14 protein-coding genes and 1 pseudogene are annotated in these 15,145 nt (G+C 65.3%); 10 read left to right on the plus strand and 5 right to left on the minus strand.

The genetic code is table 11. From position 1 onward, the window contains the following. The first annotated feature begins 16 nt into the window (after window positions 1–16). Complete coding sequence (locus ACIQRW_RS32150) at window positions 17–688, plus strand: FMN-dependent NADH-azoreductase (RefSeq protein ID WP_403767078.1); 672 nt, start codon at window positions 17–19, stop codon at window positions 686–688. 13 nt (window positions 689–701) lie between these two features. Here the strand turns inward: ACIQRW_RS32150 and ACIQRW_RS32155 are convergent, their stop codons facing one another. Beyond that, window positions 702–1,730, minus strand: a complete 1,029-nt coding sequence (locus ACIQRW_RS32155) for a polyprenyl synthetase family protein (protein ID WP_403767081.1) — start codon at window positions 1,728–1,730, stop codon at window positions 702–704. A 939-nt stretch (window positions 1,731–2,669) separates the two neighbouring features. On the opposite strand from ACIQRW_RS32155, the gene ACIQRW_RS32160 reads away from it, so the two are divergent. Together ACIQRW_RS32160 and ACIQRW_RS32165 are read left to right on the plus strand one after the other, a co-directional pair. Further along, window positions 2,670–3,428 carry an ASCH domain-containing protein gene (locus tag ACIQRW_RS32160; RefSeq protein ID WP_403767084.1) on the plus strand — a complete coding sequence of 253 codons (759 nt, stop codon included), beginning with the start codon at window positions 2,670–2,672 and terminating at the stop codon, window positions 3,426–3,428. Window positions 3,429–3,562: 134 nt separating this feature from the next. After that, window positions 3,563–3,727 (plus strand): hypothetical protein, encoded by a 165-nt coding sequence (locus ACIQRW_RS32165; RefSeq protein ID WP_403767087.1) that lies wholly within the window; start codon window positions 3,563–3,565, stop codon window positions 3,725–3,727. 831 nt (window positions 3,728–4,558) lie between these two features. Here the strand turns inward: ACIQRW_RS32165 and ACIQRW_RS32170 are convergent. Together ACIQRW_RS32170 and ACIQRW_RS32175 are read right to left on the minus strand one after the other, a co-directional pair. Next, a complete protein-coding gene (locus ACIQRW_RS32170; protein WP_403767088.1) occupies window positions 4,559–7,336 on the minus strand; it encodes a HEAT repeat domain-containing protein in 2,778 nt (925 codons plus the stop codon). Between the two features lie 677 nt (window positions 7,337–8,013). Then, window positions 8,014–8,782 (minus strand): annotated as a pseudogene (locus tag ACIQRW_RS32175) (transposase). Between the two features lie 418 nt (window positions 8,783–9,200). Between ACIQRW_RS32175 and ACIQRW_RS32180 the strand changes: the two are divergent. Then, the gene (locus tag ACIQRW_RS32180; protein ID WP_403767188.1) at window positions 9,201–9,755 is read left to right on the plus strand and encodes an HD domain-containing protein; all 555 of its coding nucleotides are present in this window, start codon (window positions 9,201–9,203) and stop codon (window positions 9,753–9,755) included. Here ACIQRW_RS32180 and ACIQRW_RS32185 read toward each other — a convergent pair. Continuing rightward, on the minus strand, window positions 9,743–10,210 hold the full coding sequence (locus ACIQRW_RS32185) for an NUDIX hydrolase (protein ID WP_403767091.1): 468 nt from the start codon (window positions 10,208–10,210) through the stop codon (window positions 9,743–9,745). The genes ACIQRW_RS32180 and ACIQRW_RS32185 overlap by 13 nt on opposite strands. Continuing rightward, window positions 10,197–10,970, minus strand: a complete 774-nt coding sequence (locus ACIQRW_RS32190) for an XRE family transcriptional regulator (protein WP_403767094.1) — start codon at window positions 10,968–10,970, stop codon at window positions 10,197–10,199. The genes ACIQRW_RS32185 and ACIQRW_RS32190 overlap by 14 nt, the downstream gene beginning before the upstream one ends. 96 nt (window positions 10,971–11,066) lie before the next feature. Between ACIQRW_RS32190 and ACIQRW_RS32195 the strand changes: the two genes are divergently transcribed. From ACIQRW_RS32195 to ACIQRW_RS32220, 6 genes are all read left to right on the plus strand, one after another. Then, window positions 11,067–11,759 carry an HAD family hydrolase gene (locus tag ACIQRW_RS32195; protein WP_403767097.1) on the plus strand — a complete coding sequence of 231 codons (693 nt, stop codon included), beginning with the start codon at window positions 11,067–11,069 and terminating at the stop codon, window positions 11,757–11,759. A gap of 105 nt (window positions 11,760–11,864) precedes the next feature. Continuing rightward, window positions 11,865–12,767, plus strand: a complete 903-nt coding sequence (locus tag ACIQRW_RS32200) for a radical SAM protein (protein ID WP_403767100.1) — start codon at window positions 11,865–11,867, stop codon at window positions 12,765–12,767. A 61-nt stretch (window positions 12,768–12,828) separates the two neighbouring features. Continuing rightward, entirely contained in the window at window positions 12,829–13,401 is a 573-nt protein-coding gene (locus ACIQRW_RS32205) for a hypothetical protein (protein ID WP_403767103.1), read from the plus strand. Continuing rightward, window positions 13,319–13,981, plus strand: coding sequence for a bifunctional 2-polyprenyl-6-hydroxyphenol methylase/3-demethylubiquinol 3-O-methyltransferase UbiG (locus ACIQRW_RS32210; protein WP_128818216.1), 663 nt, complete (start codon window positions 13,319–13,321; stop codon window positions 13,979–13,981). Before ACIQRW_RS32205 ends, ACIQRW_RS32210 begins: the two co-directional genes overlap by 83 nt. A gap of 11 nt (window positions 13,982–13,992) precedes the next feature. Further along, window positions 13,993–14,580 carry a class IV adenylate cyclase gene (locus ACIQRW_RS32215; protein WP_403767106.1) on the plus strand — a complete coding sequence of 196 codons (588 nt, stop codon included), beginning with the start codon at window positions 13,993–13,995 and terminating at the stop codon, window positions 14,578–14,580. Between the two features lie 19 nt (window positions 14,581–14,599). Then, complete coding sequence (locus tag ACIQRW_RS32220) at window positions 14,600–14,974, plus strand: hypothetical protein (protein WP_403767109.1); 375 nt, start codon at window positions 14,600–14,602, stop codon at window positions 14,972–14,974. Window positions 14,975–15,145: the final 171 nt, after the last annotated feature.

Below are 15,145 nucleotides of genomic sequence, written 5' to 3' on the forward strand. Positions count from 1 at the left end.
TGAGAGGTAGCCCGGCGTGTCCACATTGCTCCGCGTCGACTGTAGCCCCCGACCCGAGTCGGTCTCCCGACAGATCTCGGCCGAATTCGCCGCGGCCTGGCAGAGGGCCAACCCGGGAGGCCGGGTCCTGCACCGGGACCTGGCGGCCACGCCCGTCCGCCATGTCGACGCGGCCCAGGTCGAGGTGGTCTCCCGGCTCGAATCGGCGGGCACGGTGGATCTGGAGGAGGCGCGCCGGGCGGCCCGCACCCCCGAGGAGCTCGACAGCTGGGGCCACAGCTGGGAGCTGATCGACGAACTCGTCGCGTGCGACGCCCTGTTGATCAGTCTGCCCATGTACAACCTCTCCGTTCCCTCCGCCTTCAAGGCATGGTTCGACCGGATCGCCATCCCGCCGCTGCTCGTCGACCCGCAAACCGGAGGGGGACCGCTGTCCGGTCTGCGGACCGTGGTGGCGACAGCTCGCGGCGGAAGCCTCCGCCCCGGCGCGGCGGACCGTGCCGACGACTTCCAGGAGCCCTATCTGCGCGCGGCGTTCCGCACGGTGGGGCTCGCCGACGATCTCCTGTTCCTGGGTGCGGAGACGACCAGGTCCGGGCACGTCCCCCGGCTCGCCCCCTACCGGGGCGCCGCCCAGACCTCGCTCAAGCAGGCGGTGGAGCGCGCTCGCGAACGCGCGCGCCTCTGATCGCGAGCGCCCGCTACGCCGTCCTGGTGGCCACGAAGTCGCACAGGGACTCCAGGGCCTTCCGCGCCGGACCCGGCGGCAGCGGCCCCAGCGACGCACGCGCTGCGGCGAGCCGCTCGTCCATGATCCCCCGGGCCCGTGCCATGCAGCCGGATCGCTGGAGCAACACGAGGGCCCGCTCGTGCTGTTGCCCCCGCATCGCCTGAGGTCCGTTCAGCAGCGAGCGGAGCTCCTCGTCACCGGGCGACGCGTCGTCGAGCACCAGCAGAACGGGCAGGCCGGCCACGCCGACCGCGAGGTCCTTGCCCTGCTCCTTGCCGAGATCCGCCGAGGGCGAGGTGATGTCGAGCAGGTCGTCCGATATCTGGAAGGCGACACCGAGATGCTCGCCGTACGCCGCGAGCGCCTCGCCCACCGCGGCGGGCGCGCCCGCCTGGACCGCGCCGAGCCGCAGCGAGAGGGAGATCAGCGACGCCGACTTGTCGGAGATCACCTCGAAGTAGTGGGACAGCCGCTGCTCCGCACCGTCCGGCCCGACCAGCTCCCGCAACTGCCCCCGGACCAGCCGCTCGGACGCCTCGGCCTGGAGCGGGATCGCCTCGGACGCCAGAGAGGCCGACAGCCGGGCGGCCTTGGCCAGGAGCCAGTTGCCCGACCTGACGGCGACGGTGTTGCCCCAGCGTGCGTTGACGCTGCTGACACCGTGCCGGAGCAGCGCCTCGTCCATCACATCGTCGTGGTGCAGCGAAGCCGTATGGATCAACTCGGTCACCACGGCGGCCTCGATGACCCCCTCACCCCTGACGTCGCCGAACTCGGCCCCGAGCAGCGTGAGCAGCGGCCTCAGCCGCTTGCCCCCCGCGGCGATCAGATGCCCGGCGACTTCGGCCAGCCGCGGATCCTCCGCCTCCCCCGCGCACTTCAGCAGGCGGGCCTCCACCTGTTCCAGCCCTCGGAGCACCCGTCGTTCCAAGGCGCTCTCACCGACGACCAGCCGACTGATGATCGACCGCCCCCGCATCCTCGCCGCCAGCGCGGTCATCAGCTTCCCTCCGGTACACGGCTCTCTCTCGGCCGTCGGCATTCCCCACCGAAGCCTAGAAACGTGCCGCCTCCCGTCGACAGCGATCCCGGCCTCCCTGTCCGCTATCGGACAGGGAGGCCCCACGGAGCGACGACCGCCTGAGACGTTGACCTCACCGGTGGCAGCAACCTGCCGTGCCGGGCACCAGCAGCGCCCGCCACCGTCCCGTGCCACCCGACCGCTTCGACGGGGCCCCCGCCAGGAAAACACGGAAGCCCGTGAGGGATCGTGTTGCGTCATGCCTGCTCGTACTTCTGGGTGGTGCCCTGCCTGATCAGAGCACTTACGGCCGGTTGATACCTGCTACCTCGTACGGTGTCGTCCAAAGGCGTCCGGCCACCGGCTGGCCACCGAGATAGGGAAGAAGGCGTAGACCCGCTCCCACGGCGGGAAGTCGGCCGGCATCGCCCGCCATTTGGTTGCGTTGTCGACCAGGTAGTGGAGTAGTGGACCGCGTCCAGCATCGCCCGGTGGCAGTACGCCTCCGGCTGCCCACCGCGTCCCTCCAGCCAGCCGGGCACCGGCAGCAGCGGACGGACCACGGCCCACTGCGCGTCCGTCATGTCGGTGGGGTAGCGCCGCTGACGCGTCCCGTTGTCCGCAGCGTTCCCGAACCGGTGCGCGAGACAGTCGCACGACGGGGTGAGTGAACTGGACCCGGCCTGCCCGAAGGCGTAGAACTGCGACAACAGGGCTTCCTGGACGACTCGTTGGCGTAGTCACCTACCGAGCTACCAAGGGGCCCTGGCATCATGCCCGGACCACACCACGATCACCCGAACGGGACCCCGTTCGACCAACACCCCTCAAGATCGGAACAACAGCCCTCACTGAAGGTGAGGCCCATCGGAACAAATGTGTCGAGGAGTCTGGCTGGGCCGATCTAGGGTCGGCGCCATGGTTTCCATGAAGCTCTTCGACTCCGAGCGCCGCGTCATCGATGCCGCGGAACGGCTCGCTACTCTCCTTGGGAGCGACCCGAACCACAGCGTGGCCGCAGCGGCGATGGACACGGCCGGCAGGATCCATGAGGCGGTCAATGTCTACCACTTCACCGGCGGACCGTGTGCCGAGCTCGTCGTACTCGGTGCCGCGGCAGCAGCGGGAGCCGGCCCTCTCGTCACCATCGCCGCCGCGGGAGACCAGGGTCGCGGCCTCATCCCGCCGTGCGGCCGCTGCCGCCAGGCGCTTCTCGACCTCCATCCCGACGTCTTCGTCGCGGTACCGACCGACGCCGGGCCGGCACTGCGCCCGATTCGGAAGCTTCTACCGGACACCTACTTCTTCCCCGATGCCGCAGCGCACCGAATTGTTCGGTTCAACAAGCGCTACTACGAGGCCGTCGCCACCGCGCAGAAGACCTCCACCGTCCGCTACGACGATCCGATCGCACCAGGTCCCGCAACCTTCCTCTTCGAGGACGACGAAGCCCACCGCACGTTGAACGGCACCGTCACCAGCGTCGAACACCACCGGCTCGATCGCCTCACCACCGCACAGGCTCGGCTCGATGGCGGCACAACCATCGACGAGCTCAAGACGGGCCTCCAGAGCCACTATCCCGGTTTGCCCTCCGATGCCGAAGTCGAAATTGTGACGTTCACAGTCGAAGGAGGGACCCCAGGGTTGCCGCGAGGGAGCCGGAAGACCATCTGACCGGGAACTGGCGTTCGGCGATCAGACGGGCCAGCCGGTATGACAACGGCTACTTGGATGGCTCGGAGCTCAGCGACTCCACCGCTGGCCCAGGGCCAGGGGCTCGACCATTCACCAACAAGGAGTCAGACCTTGTGCAGGCCAGTAACCACCTCTGGGAGCACGGCGAGGCCGAGGGGTGGTGGCACTGGGAGGAAGGGTGCGTCACCAGCGCCCGGCGAGCCACTGCCACTACCTGGCTGCCGTGTTGGCACTGCCACTACCTGGCTGCCGTGTTGGCACTGATCGTCTCCCTCTGATGCCACTCGCTTAGCCGCGGTTGCTGTCCGCCCGTTCATCGCTGTTCCACATGACGGGCATGGCTCCGACGGGTTCGGACCGGATGTGTTGTTGCTGTGGACCACGGCGAAGAAGCGGCGCTGAAGCACTGCGGCCCGGCGAGCCTCGACCGGCCGCCCAGCCGACGCCGCGACCTGGCATCGGTGAACATCACCACTGGCTGTACCGCTGCGGCGGCTCCTGTCGATCGTGCCCCAGGTGGAGCGCGTTGATCGTGGAATTGTCCGGATGGCACGCCCCTGCGGTCCCAACCACGCTGTGAACGCACAGCAGATCGGGACCCATTTACACAATCGCTGCACGCTTGGCCACCACATGGCCACCACATCGAAACCGACAGACCCGCGCTGACCGACAACGCAGAACAAAAAGCCAGGTCACAGCCCTGTGAACCCAAACGCCCACTGCCAGTCGATCCCAGACCTACGCATTCGATGCACAGAACACAGGTGAGGGTCAGCCCGGATTCCAAGGTCACCCGAAACAAGAAACCCCAGGTCAAAGCCATGACCTGGGGTTCACCCTGGAGCCGCCTTCGGGATTCGAACCCGAGACCTACGCATTACGAGGGCTGGCGAACTTCTGCCGTGTGAGTCCGGACGCTACTAAGCCGTCCTGACTTGCCTGGTCAGGGGAACTCACCCTGACAACCGATCCAGATCGAGCCTCCCTCTGCCGGACCGTCCGCTCACGCATCGCTCACGCCCCCACGCGCTGGGGTCGATACCGAGTTGCCATCACCAGCGCCTCGTCGACTACTCGGAGCTTCGCGGGCCCTGCGACCGCTTCGCTTACTTGGCCTCTGCGGAACGCGACTCGCCGAACGAAATACCGAGAGCCGACCTCACGCTGTAGGCCGGGTCCGCTGCCAATTCCTCAAAAACGGCGGCGTGAGACGAGTCGCCTTTTCGACTCAGAGCGCCGGCAAACGCCCGACGGACACGCACGTCGGGGTCTGCTGCCAGCCGCAGACCCAAATGCGGTGGTTCCCCATGCTCAACCCACAAGATTGCCACAAGGCTACGGATCGCCCAGCCTTGACTGGCGAGAAAGGCAAGATCACCTTTTACGGTGTCCCCGAGCTGCTGTAGAGCTCGGGTCGGCCAGAAGTCGGACTCCTCACCCAACCGCGAATACACCAGGCTTCTCACGCGCTCACGCTGCTCCGCATCTCTCGCCAGAGCGGCGGCCAGCACAACCGCCTGACCACGACTGTCACGCGGTGTTCCATCAATCCGAAAACCGCCAAGTTTATGTCGAAATTGATCGTCGATTTTATCGTGATCCGAAGATTTGGGCGAGATGGCCATTCGCACCGCAACCTCGAAATATTCTTCCCGTCTAGAATCCTTCAGGTGAGGGACTAGATTAGACGCGGCAATAAGGTATTCACCTCTATCCGCCGATCCGATATGAGGGTCGTCAGCCCGTGACAGGAGCTCGCCGACGGCTGTATTGATGGAATCGGGAGCGTGATGGCGAATTAGAAGCGAATCGCCAATGGCGTTCGTCCCAGTAGAGTAAATGCCAGTCGCGTGTTTGAGTGGGGTTGTGAGTCTGGTCAGAGCCTGCTGAGTGACATCTGCATCCAAATACTCAGACCCCTCAAATGACAGCATCTCGCTCGCCCATGGATTACCTGCTGCTGCGAGGCTAGTAAGCGCGTCGTGAGCGAGGGGTTGATTCTTGTCGATCGCACCAAGAGTGATGCTGTGACGCGCAGCTTGAGAGCGACCGAGCAAGGCTACCAGGTGAGAGATGGCACGCGCAGCGAGAGGAATGTGGGTGAGCGCAACCTTGGCGACCGCGACAGCTTCATCCTCGTCATGATATCGATAATGATTTTTTTCCACGGGCGACTGCTGCTCAAAATGACTCAACATAGCACTGGCGCGACTCACATCGAGACGCTCGGAAATGCCGGCCAGAGCTTTCACTGCATTATTGTATCTCGACGCAGCAAATGCTGGAAGGTCCGGCTTGCGGTCCGCTACTAGCTCTCCGACGAGGTGCTGTGACACGACATCGATAAGGCTGTCTGGAATAATGTCTGACTGGGTAGCGAGCAGGCGATAGCTTGTCCCGATAGACCAGTAATTGGGTGCGCCAAGTTCAGCGATAATGTCGATAAAATCGCAAGGAAGGGACTTACCAAGCTCCTCGATAGCTTTCGCAGCACCAGCTCGAATTAGGTGACGAGCAGCGAGCACAGGCTCATCGGATTTCACGAGAATTGCAGCGAGAACCCGGCGGGCGCGCTCCTCTCCGACCCAGTCACTGATTGACACAGCATCACGAAGCGCACGCTGGGCCGAAATTGCTCCAGCCCGCAGTTTCTGCTCACTCAACGCAGCCAGCGCGTCCTCATGTGCTGCAGCGGCCACAGGAAGAAGGGGTGAAGAAGTTCCCATCCCGCGGATTGCCGTCTGCAGCGGAAGCAAGCCGTCACCAGTGAATGGGTTCCAGCGCCCTCGAAAGGCTCGACGGCTGAAGATCCAAGTCGATGCTTCGCTCCATTGCTGTGCCAGCGAAGCGGAGCCCGAAGCCTCATCCCACGCCAGGTCAGCCTCCTCAAATTTCTGCTGCAAGGCAAGATGTCGAGCGTAACGTGCCGTTACCAGCCCCAAAAGACCATGGCCGAGATTTAGCCTGCGGGCGTCGGAAAGTAGCTCTGCCCAGACTCCAGTAGCGTCCGCGGCGAGCAGCCTGAGTCGTGTACGAAGAACTTGATCAATTGCATCGTTTCCTGAGAGCGCGACAAATTCTGGAGCGGCTTGCGTAAGCCAATCCTGGTAGTCGTTTGCCAAAGCTGTCTCGCCCGCGAGTAGCGCGAGACGAATCCGGTCGAGAGGATCTCCAATCAGAATAGACACGATGTCCGGAACATGTGCGGTGGGGTTATTGTAGAGATCTAGCGCTTTGTCGATTACGCGTCGATAGAGATCGACATGATCGTTTTCCTTATCAAGCCGTGACAGCTCATCGAGTTGAGATCTGGTGATCTGCGCGGTTCCCGACAATCCCTGGTCTAGAGCGGCCCAAAACGCATCCAGTACATGCCGCGCGGCTTCGTTAGTGCGCCCTACCTTCGCCAACAATCGAACGCGCTCTTTGTTGTATTGCCGTGCATGTGGCCAAAATCCGGCGTCACGTAGTTTCGCTTGCCCCGCCTCGATCAGCGAGAGCGCTCGCGCAGAATCGGATGATTCTGCTGCATCATCGAAGTCCTTTTGAGCACCAGTGGTAACTTCGGGCGTCCGAGCGATTGCTTCTCGGACGGCCACTACCTCAGCACGAGGAACAACGGTTACGTCCACCTTAAAGGGAAGACAGAATGCTTCGGCGGTGGGCATCCCGAAAAATTCAATAACGATTTCCGGCCGACCTCTGAGGAGATACGATAGCTCCTGCGAATCCCACAAATCCAACTCGATAGGCTGGAGAAGTTTACGCTGAGCCGCAAACTCTTCGATCGCTTTGGTAGTTCGAAATGGGCGGGCTACACCGATGACGAGACGGTCGACAGAGAAGGGGCGCCTTGTCGCTCGGAACTTCTTGACGGCTTGCATCGTTAAGCGATGACCCAAGCGGTAGAGGGTGCCAATCCGTCATGCAATTCTCCTAACATTTTCCCTTACTTTGATTTCCGTACCCGTGGTGTTCGAGGTTGTACCGCCCTCTCTACCGGTTCATCCTGGCCCGCCCACGTGAGCCAGAGCTGAGGCGGTACCGGTGTAGACATGTCCCCCGCCATGAGGAACGTCTTCGCTTCCCCGGCCGCCAGGCTCCAGCTCTCGGGACGAGTCGTTGCTTGCGGCCAACCTCGCTCTGTCACCGTCACACCGTCAGCAACGGTGGTGCCGGTATTCCGGAGGGCCCAGGTGTCGCCGCTGACATATTCGATATGCACATCCGGCCGAGGTTTCGCTGCTTCGTCCCGCTCGCGGTTCTCGCGGTCAGCCTCCGCCCGCCGATCAGCGAGCGTTGCCTCAGACGCCGCAGCAGATCTCAGTGAGGCTGCAGCGGAATTCTCCGCAGCCTTCGCGCTTCGAGCTCCATTCCGCATCGCCTTAAAGCTCACGATGAAGGCTGCTGTTGCTACTACCAGCGCAGCCCAGGCAGGTGCGCTTCCCCAGTCCATGGCCGGAACCTTAGCGCTTGCCTACCTCTGGCACGCTGGTTTCTCCTCTCTAAGCGTTGTCCCGTAAATGATCTACGTCGTGCTTGCTGACCTGCTCGTGCTTCGTCAGCCGGCGAGGGTGAGGTTGCGCAGGCGGGCGATGCCGAGCATGGCGTGGTGGACGCCGTCGCCTTTGAGGCGGCAGTCGCGGAGGATCTTCCAGGTCTTCATGCGGGCGAAGGCGTGCTCGACGCGGGCGCGGACCTTGCGGTGGGAGGTGTTGTGTTCCTCTTTCCAGGCCGGGAGTTCGGTCTGGCCGGGTTCGTGTCGGTGCGGGATGACCAGGCCGGTGCCCCGGTAGCCGCCGTCCGCGATCACCGTGGTCTTCCCGACGGCTTCCTTGGCGCCGGACAGCTCCCACGTCTTGCAGTCGTTGCGGTTGCCGGGAAGCGGTCGGCCGACGGCCACGACGAGTCGGCTATCGGCATCGATGACGACCTGGTGGTTGGTCGGGTACCGGTAGTTCTTCGACTGCTCGGCGACGGTGTGATCGCGGGTGGGGACCAGCGTGCCGTCCACGATCAGCACGGTGTCCCTGCGGAACCGCTTGCGTTGTTGCAGGGCGAGCGAGGGCCCGAGGTGGTCGATGATGCGGTCGGCCGCGGACTTGGACACCCCGAAGAGCGGTGCCAGCTGCCGCAGGGTCAGGTTCGTCCGCCAGTAGGCGGCGAAGCAGTACGCGATCCTCCAGTGGCAGACTCCATGGCCGACCCTTGCGCACCGGATCTGCACCCTCGCGCCGGAGCGCGGTGATCAGCCTGCCGAACTGGCGCGGGCTCAGCCCGCTGAACGGGGCTGTCCAGGAGGGCTGCGACGCCGTGATCACACCAGACACAGCAAGATCATCTCAGCGCTGACCAGCAGTTACGGGACAGGTCTTAGGCGATGAGCTGATCAGTAACGAGCGCGTCGCGCTCGCCGTCCATGCTGCGACAGGCGCGGCCAAGAGCTTCAGCCCCTGACCGACCCGGAACAACGGGCCGCACTACTGGCTTGGACGCAGGGCAACCGGATCATTCTTCGCCTGCGGCGCTGTCGTGGCCAACGCCCACCTGGCGGCGCCGTGTATAGAACGGTGCCGATCCGCCAACGTGGCCGCACCGTAGCGCACTTCGCTCTCAAAGCCGCACTTCAACATCCTTCGAGCCCGCCTCCCAGCCAGGTCAGGACAGGTCAGAGGCCAACCTAGCCCGCAGCAGTCCCGTAGGGCTTGAGCGCAACGCGCTCTGGGCACAGACCACTGCATGGACAACATGCTCGTTGAGTGGGCGACGAAAACAGCGGAAGCCGAACTCAGCAGTCCACTTCCACGACGATGGGCACACACACAGGGAGTGGCTGAACGCGCGGTTGAAGTGCGTGAGGTCCTCGGCGCAGAAGCTGGCCTGCTCCGTGCTGCCGCCACGCTTCACGACGTTGGGTACGCGCCGAGGCTCGCGAAAACCGGCTTCCACCCCCTCGACGGAGCCCGGTTCCTCCGTGACCAACACCGGGCCGACGAGCGGCTGGTGCGGTTGGTCGCGAATCACTCGTTCGCGCTCCTAGAAGCGGAGGAGCACGGGTTGCAGGAGGAGCTCGCCACGGAGTTCCCGCTGCTGGATCAGCCGCTGTTGGTAGACACCCTCGTGTACTGCGACATGACGACCACGCCTGACGGCGACCGAACCACCGCGCAGGACCGGGTCGCGGAGATCCGCAGCCGCTACGGGGACGACAGCGTCGTCGGGCGGTTCATCCGCCGGGCGGCTCCAGAGATCTTCGCGTCCGTGGAGCGGGTGGAAGCCGCCCTGGCAGCTCAGCCGAGGTAGGGGTAGGTGCCGGCGAGGTAGTCCCCGATCTGCTGACGCATGCTCGGGTGGATGTCGTACTGGTCGAGGTCGGCCGGTTGAACGAAGCGGACGCCGTCGGCCTCGTCGTTGATCGTGGGAACTCCGCCGACGGGCCGGCCGATATAGGTGTTCTCGTACTGCTGGCGGATCTCGCCATCGGTGTACGCGACGATGTGGTTCGGGTTGGTGTAGACGCCGAGAAACCCGGTGAGCTCCGCGATGATCCCGGTCTCCTCCAAGCACTCGCGCATCGCGCACTCGGCCGCGGTCTCGCCGATGTCCTGGGCTCCGCCGGGGAGGGCCCACTGGCCGGTGTCGCGGCGCCGCTGGAGGAGGATGGCGCCCGTCTCGTCGGCGACGAGCAGGTTGCTGGCCGGGATGAGGGTGTTCGCCTTCGGGGCAGAGGGGTCGTTGTAGTACTCAGTCCTGCCCATGGTCGGCGGTCCTCTCTTGGTCGGGTGCCCATTGCCTCGCGGCGGCCCAGACGGCGTCGAAGCTTTCAGCGTAGTTGTCGAACCACCCTGTATCGCCTGCCCTCTTGAGGTGCAGGAGGGGGTTGGCGCTGGCCGGTTGGCCCCAGATGTGTGGGTTGACGAGCAGGTTGTCGTCGTAGCGGAACATGGACGTGTAGAGGGTGGTGTCGTGGAGTCGTACGCCGCACCCGGCCTCGCCCAGCAGCGGTCGGTAGTACGTCAGTGAGGCGCGGATCTTGGCGGCGAGGGTGTCGCCGATTCCCTCCTCGCGACCCCGTACGGCGACTGCCTGCCCGCCGGGATCGCCGAAGCACAGGCGCACCCGCACGCCGTCGGCGGCGCGCTCGGAGAGCATCTTGGCGACGTGAGGGTTGGACTGGGCGAAGAAGGTGCCGGAGAAGACGAGGACGCCGATCTCGTGCTGAGCCTCTCGCAGCAGTGCGAGCCATACGTCCCGGGGCACGCTGGCCCGGTTCTGGTAGGTGCCGACCAGCTCGGCGCCTAACCCGTCCCTCGGCCGGCCTGGACCCTTGGACGGCTCGGGCCAGAGAAAGGTCTCTTCGACGCGCAGGTGTCGCGCGACGCGGAAGCGGTGCCGTGCATGGGGAATCCGCCCGCCCAGCCATCGGCTGACCGTCTTGGGATCTACCTCGCAGATCTCGGCGAGTGCATTGGGCGAGACGCCGCGTTGGCCGAGCACGGTTCGCAGTCGGTTGTTCACAGCAGTCATCGAATCGGCACGGCGCGTGATCGCGCAAGGACGTTTTGGGACGCAGTCCGCTGTAGTGGAACCTCGCGGACTGCCTACTCTGGCGGCATGGAGCTCTTCGTCCTGTGGGACATCGACCACACCCTCATCGAAAACGCGGGGGTCAGCAAGGAGATCTACGCCGCTGCCTTTCGTGGCCTCTCAGGTCGCGAACCCACGGAGCCGGCGCGTACTGAGGGGCGTACGGATCGTCTGATCATGCGCGACATGTTCGTCCGCGAAGGGCTGCCCGTGCCCGACTGGCACCTCATCGAAGCAGCACTCGCCCAGGCAGGGGAAGCGCGCCTGGAGGAGCTGCGCAGGCGCGGGACCGCCCTGCCCGGTGTGCACGACGCCCTGAAAGCCGCCTCGGCTCACACTGGTTGGGTCTCCTCAGTACTCACCGGCAATGTCGCCGCCAACGCCCGTGTGAAGCTTGCCGCGTTCGGCCTCGACTCCCTGCTTGATCTACCGGTCGGCGCCTACGGAGCGGACGCGGAGCTCCGCCCCCACCTGGTCGCTGTCGCCCGCGAGCGCGCACAGCGGCTTCATGGTGTTCCGGCCGACATTCCCACCGTCCTCGTGGGGGACACCCCTCGTGACGTGGAAGCGGCTCTGACCACAGGCTCCGGCGTCCTCGCCGTCGCCTCCGGCATCCACACCCAGGAGGAACTGACCGCCGCCGGAGCCGTCGAAGTCCTGCCCGACCTGTCGGACACGAAGCGTGTCCTCGGCATCCTGGAGTCCTTCGCAGGTCACTGAAAACGTCCCAGGACGTCCTTGGATCGTCCCCGAACGCGGTGTCGAGGTCCCCGAGCAGAAGGCCACTATCAGGCTCCCAACAGGCAACCAGCCGAAGGAGCCGACGTGATCGAGGAAGTCACCGGGATCAAGAAGATCCGCATGCTGTACCTGCAGCTGCTCTACCGCTGCAACTTCACGTGCCTGCACTGCTTCCACGGCAAGCGGCTCCAGTACGCCGACGCCTTCACCGTCGACGAAGCCGCGGATCTCCTCACCCTGATGCGGGACCAGTACGGCACCGAGGCCGTGACACTGCTCGGCGGAGAGCCCTTCGTCCACCGGGACCTCGCGCAGGTCGTCCGCCACGCCAAGGAGGAATTGGGCCTGCGCGTCGAGATCTGCACCAACGGGTATCGGATCGAGCGCCGTCTGACCGAGATCGCCCCCTACCTGGATCTGCTCAGGGTTTCGTTGGAGGGCGTCGGGTCGACCAATGACGGCATCCGAAAGCAGGGCAGCTACCAGAGCGCCCTGAACGCGCTCGGTCTGGCTCGGGATCTTGGCGTTTCGACCGGTGCGACCATGACCGTCACCTCGCGGAACATCGCCGAAGTCCTGCCCCTCGGACGGGCCTTGGCGCAGCTCGGGGTCCGGCAGCTCAAACTCCACCACCTGCGGCCGGTCGGCAACGCCGCCGACCACCCCGAACTGCTGGTCACCTCCCCTTCCGCCTACGGCCGGCTCCGGGACGAGCTGGCGTCAGCCGATCTGCCCTTGGAGGTGATCGTCGATGAGGACCTCTCCGAGGACGGCGCCCCGCAGGTGTGCGCGCCCTCCGACGGTCCTCGCGAAATCGACCGCATCGAGGTCGACCCGCGCGGTGCGCTGACCATGTCCTGCAAGGCCGTGGGTAAGGACGCGCACGCCTTCTGGTACGAGAAGGCAGCAGGACGCATCGTCCACAAGCCCTCGTCCGTCGACGAGCTCACCCTCGCGGTACCGGACGTGGTGTACGGCCGTGCCTGATCACCCGCGCTTCGAGAGCCTGGAGGGATTACGCGGCACCGGCAAATCCACCCTGGCGCCCATGCTCGCCGCCGCCCGGCAGGCCGTCCTCGTCGCTACCGTCCCGCTGCCCTACCAGCCGCTCAGACAGGCGTTGGACGAGCGGACGAACGTAGAGGCACGGATGTGCTTCTACCTCTCTGGCCTGTTCACCGCGGCCGAGGAGATCCAGCACCACCTCGACGCCGGCGTCCCGGTCGTCGTCGAGAGCTACTTCGCCCGGTGCCTCACCACTCACCGGGCCTTGGGGGCACGGCTCGGTATCACCCTGCCGAGTTGGCTGCCGACACCTGCTACGTACCACCTCGTCTGCGACGACACTGAGAGACAGCGTCGACTCGCTGGGCGGAACAAGCCGGTGTCGCGGTGGGACTCGCTGATCGAGACCGCTACGGCCCGAGTGACGGACGCCTATGCATCGTTCCCGATGCATCGCGTCGACACCACGGGGCGCAGCCCCGACGAGGTCCTTCGAGTGATCATGGATACCGATACGCAAGGAGCGCACCCTCATGCAGACTCAGAGCCTGTGGGAGCACACCCTCACGTTCTTCCCGCAGTTCCTCGCCACACTGCGGGAACGTGTCGCCCCTGACGCCACCGTCGCCGTGGTCGGCGCGAGCGACGGCAAGTTCGTCCTACCCCTCGCCGCCGCCGGCTACCGCGTCGTCGCCGTCGAACGTGACGCGGTCGCCCTCCATGGGGGCGACGTCCACCTCCCGGGTGACAGCCAGGCCCACGCGTTGGGCCTGATCGATCGACTGAAGCTCGAAGAACTCCACGAACGCGTAGAGGTCGTAGAGGACGACTTCCTGGACGGTGAACCCCTGGGCCTGCAGTGCGACGCGGTCTGGACGAGCTGCTCATGGCACTACAGTGCCAACCACCACCGCCCGCTCGGCGAGTTCGTCGACCGCATGCAGCGCCTGGTCCGCCCGGGCGGCGTGTTCGGCGCGGAGTTCATGATGCCCGTCGAAAGACGCCACCACATGATCGAGCACTACACCTCCCCGGAACGCCTTCACCCCCACTTCATCGGCGACTGGGAGGTCCTGCTCACCCTGCGCACCACCGAGTTCACCGAGCGGCCCCACGTCGGCCAGCTGCACGACCACACCCACCGCATGGGCCTGCTGCTCGCAGCCCGAACGTCCACCCTCACCGACCACTTCTGAGAGAAGGCCCCATGAAGCACGAGTACGAGGCGAAGTTCCTGGCCGTAGACGTCGCCGACCTCCAGACCAAGCTGAGCGCCCTCGGTGCCGTCCAGGCGTTCCCCCGCACTCTCCTCACCCGCAAGATCTTCGAGAACGACTCCCTCGACGGCGGAGCCTGGATTCGGCTGCGGGACGAGGGCACCCGCTCGACGCTCACGCTCAAGCAGGTCACCGACGCCACGACGATCAACGGCACCACGGAGATCGAAACCGAGGTCACCGACCTGCACGCCATGGCCGACATCCTGCGCCGGGTCGGCCTCACCGAAGTCCGCTACCAGGAGAACTACCGCGAGGAATGGCGCCTGGGCGAGGTCGCCTTCGACTTCGACACCTGGCCCGATCTCCCCACCTTCCTGGAGATCGAAGGACCCGACGAGGCATCGGTACGCCAAGCCGCCGCCCTGCTGGACCTCGACTACACCGCGGCCCGGTTCGGCAGCGTCGACGAGATCTACAAGAGCGAGGCCGGCCGCGACATCCTCGCCGAGCCCACCCTCCTGTTCTCCGAAGCCGAGAAACAGAAGGACGCTTCCCCTACGGCCCAGGACCGTTGATCACGGAGGGAGACGAGCGATGCTGACGGAAGTCGCCCTACAGCACAGGGTGATCCCCGGGATCGCCGAGTTCGCCCGAGGAGGACTGCCCTCACCGGCGGCCACCGACGACGGCAACGAGTGGGTCGACGGACTCTGCTGGCTCTACTGCGGACAGCGGTGGACGCGCGTCCTGTGGATCGGCCCCGCCAGAGTTGCCGGGGCCCAGGCCCCGATGTACGCGTGCGGCGCCTGCATCGGCGAGCTGCAGGAACGGGTCTGGCAATCCTTCTTCAACGAGAACCGCCCGGCCGGCTCCACCCGGCCGAGCGAATCCGCCCAGGTGGGGCAGTCGACCTCCGGCAAGACAACCGGCAAGCATCGGAGCCAGAGCAGGCTCTTCCGCCGTAGTTAAGCCCCCGTCCCGGTCACGCTGCCGCCCGCTGTCCCCTGCAGCGAGAGCCCGTGGCCGGGGCGGGTCATTGGCGTGCGCGCCTTCAGCGGAAGCGCCGAGACGAACGGTCTGACAACGCAGCGACCGTTTCACGTCCACCGATACGGTCTTCCCACCCAGCCTGGGCCTCTT

The organism is Streptomyces sp. NPDC091287 (genome assembly GCF_044768525.1).
GTDB lineage: Bacteria > Actinomycetota > Actinomycetes > Streptomycetales > Streptomycetaceae > Streptomyces.

Coding starts and splice junctions, on each gene's coding strand:
- ACIQRW_RS32155 (WP_403767081.1), bottom strand. CDS start 1,730: ATGACCGCGCTGGCGGCGAGGATGCGGGGGCGGTCGATCATCAGTCGG.
- ACIQRW_RS32160 (WP_403767084.1), top strand. CDS start 2,670: ATGGTTTCCATGAAGCTCTTCGACTCCGAGCGCCGCGTCATCGATGCC.
- ACIQRW_RS32170 (WP_403767088.1), bottom strand. CDS start 7,336: ATGCAAGCCGTCAAGAAGTTCCGAGCGACAAGGCGCCCCTTCTCTGTC.
- ACIQRW_RS32180 (WP_403767188.1), top strand. CDS start 9,201: ATGCTCGTTGAGTGGGCGACGAAAACAGCGGAAGCCGAACTCAGCAGT.
- ACIQRW_RS32185 (WP_403767091.1), bottom strand. CDS start 10,210: ATGGGCAGGACTGAGTACTACAACGACCCCTCTGCCCCGAAGGCGAAC.
- ACIQRW_RS32195 (WP_403767097.1), top strand. CDS start 11,067: ATGGAGCTCTTCGTCCTGTGGGACATCGACCACACCCTCATCGAAAAC.
- ACIQRW_RS32205 (WP_403767103.1), top strand. CDS start 12,829: ATGCTCGCCGCCGCCCGGCAGGCCGTCCTCGTCGCTACCGTCCCGCTG.
- ACIQRW_RS32210 (WP_128818216.1), top strand. CDS start 13,319: ATGCAGACTCAGAGCCTGTGGGAGCACACCCTCACGTTCTTCCCGCAG.
- ACIQRW_RS32215 (WP_403767106.1), top strand. CDS start 13,993: ATGAAGCACGAGTACGAGGCGAAGTTCCTGGCCGTAGACGTCGCCGAC.
- ACIQRW_RS32220 (WP_403767109.1), top strand. CDS start 14,600: ATGCTGACGGAAGTCGCCCTACAGCACAGGGTGATCCCCGGGATCGCC.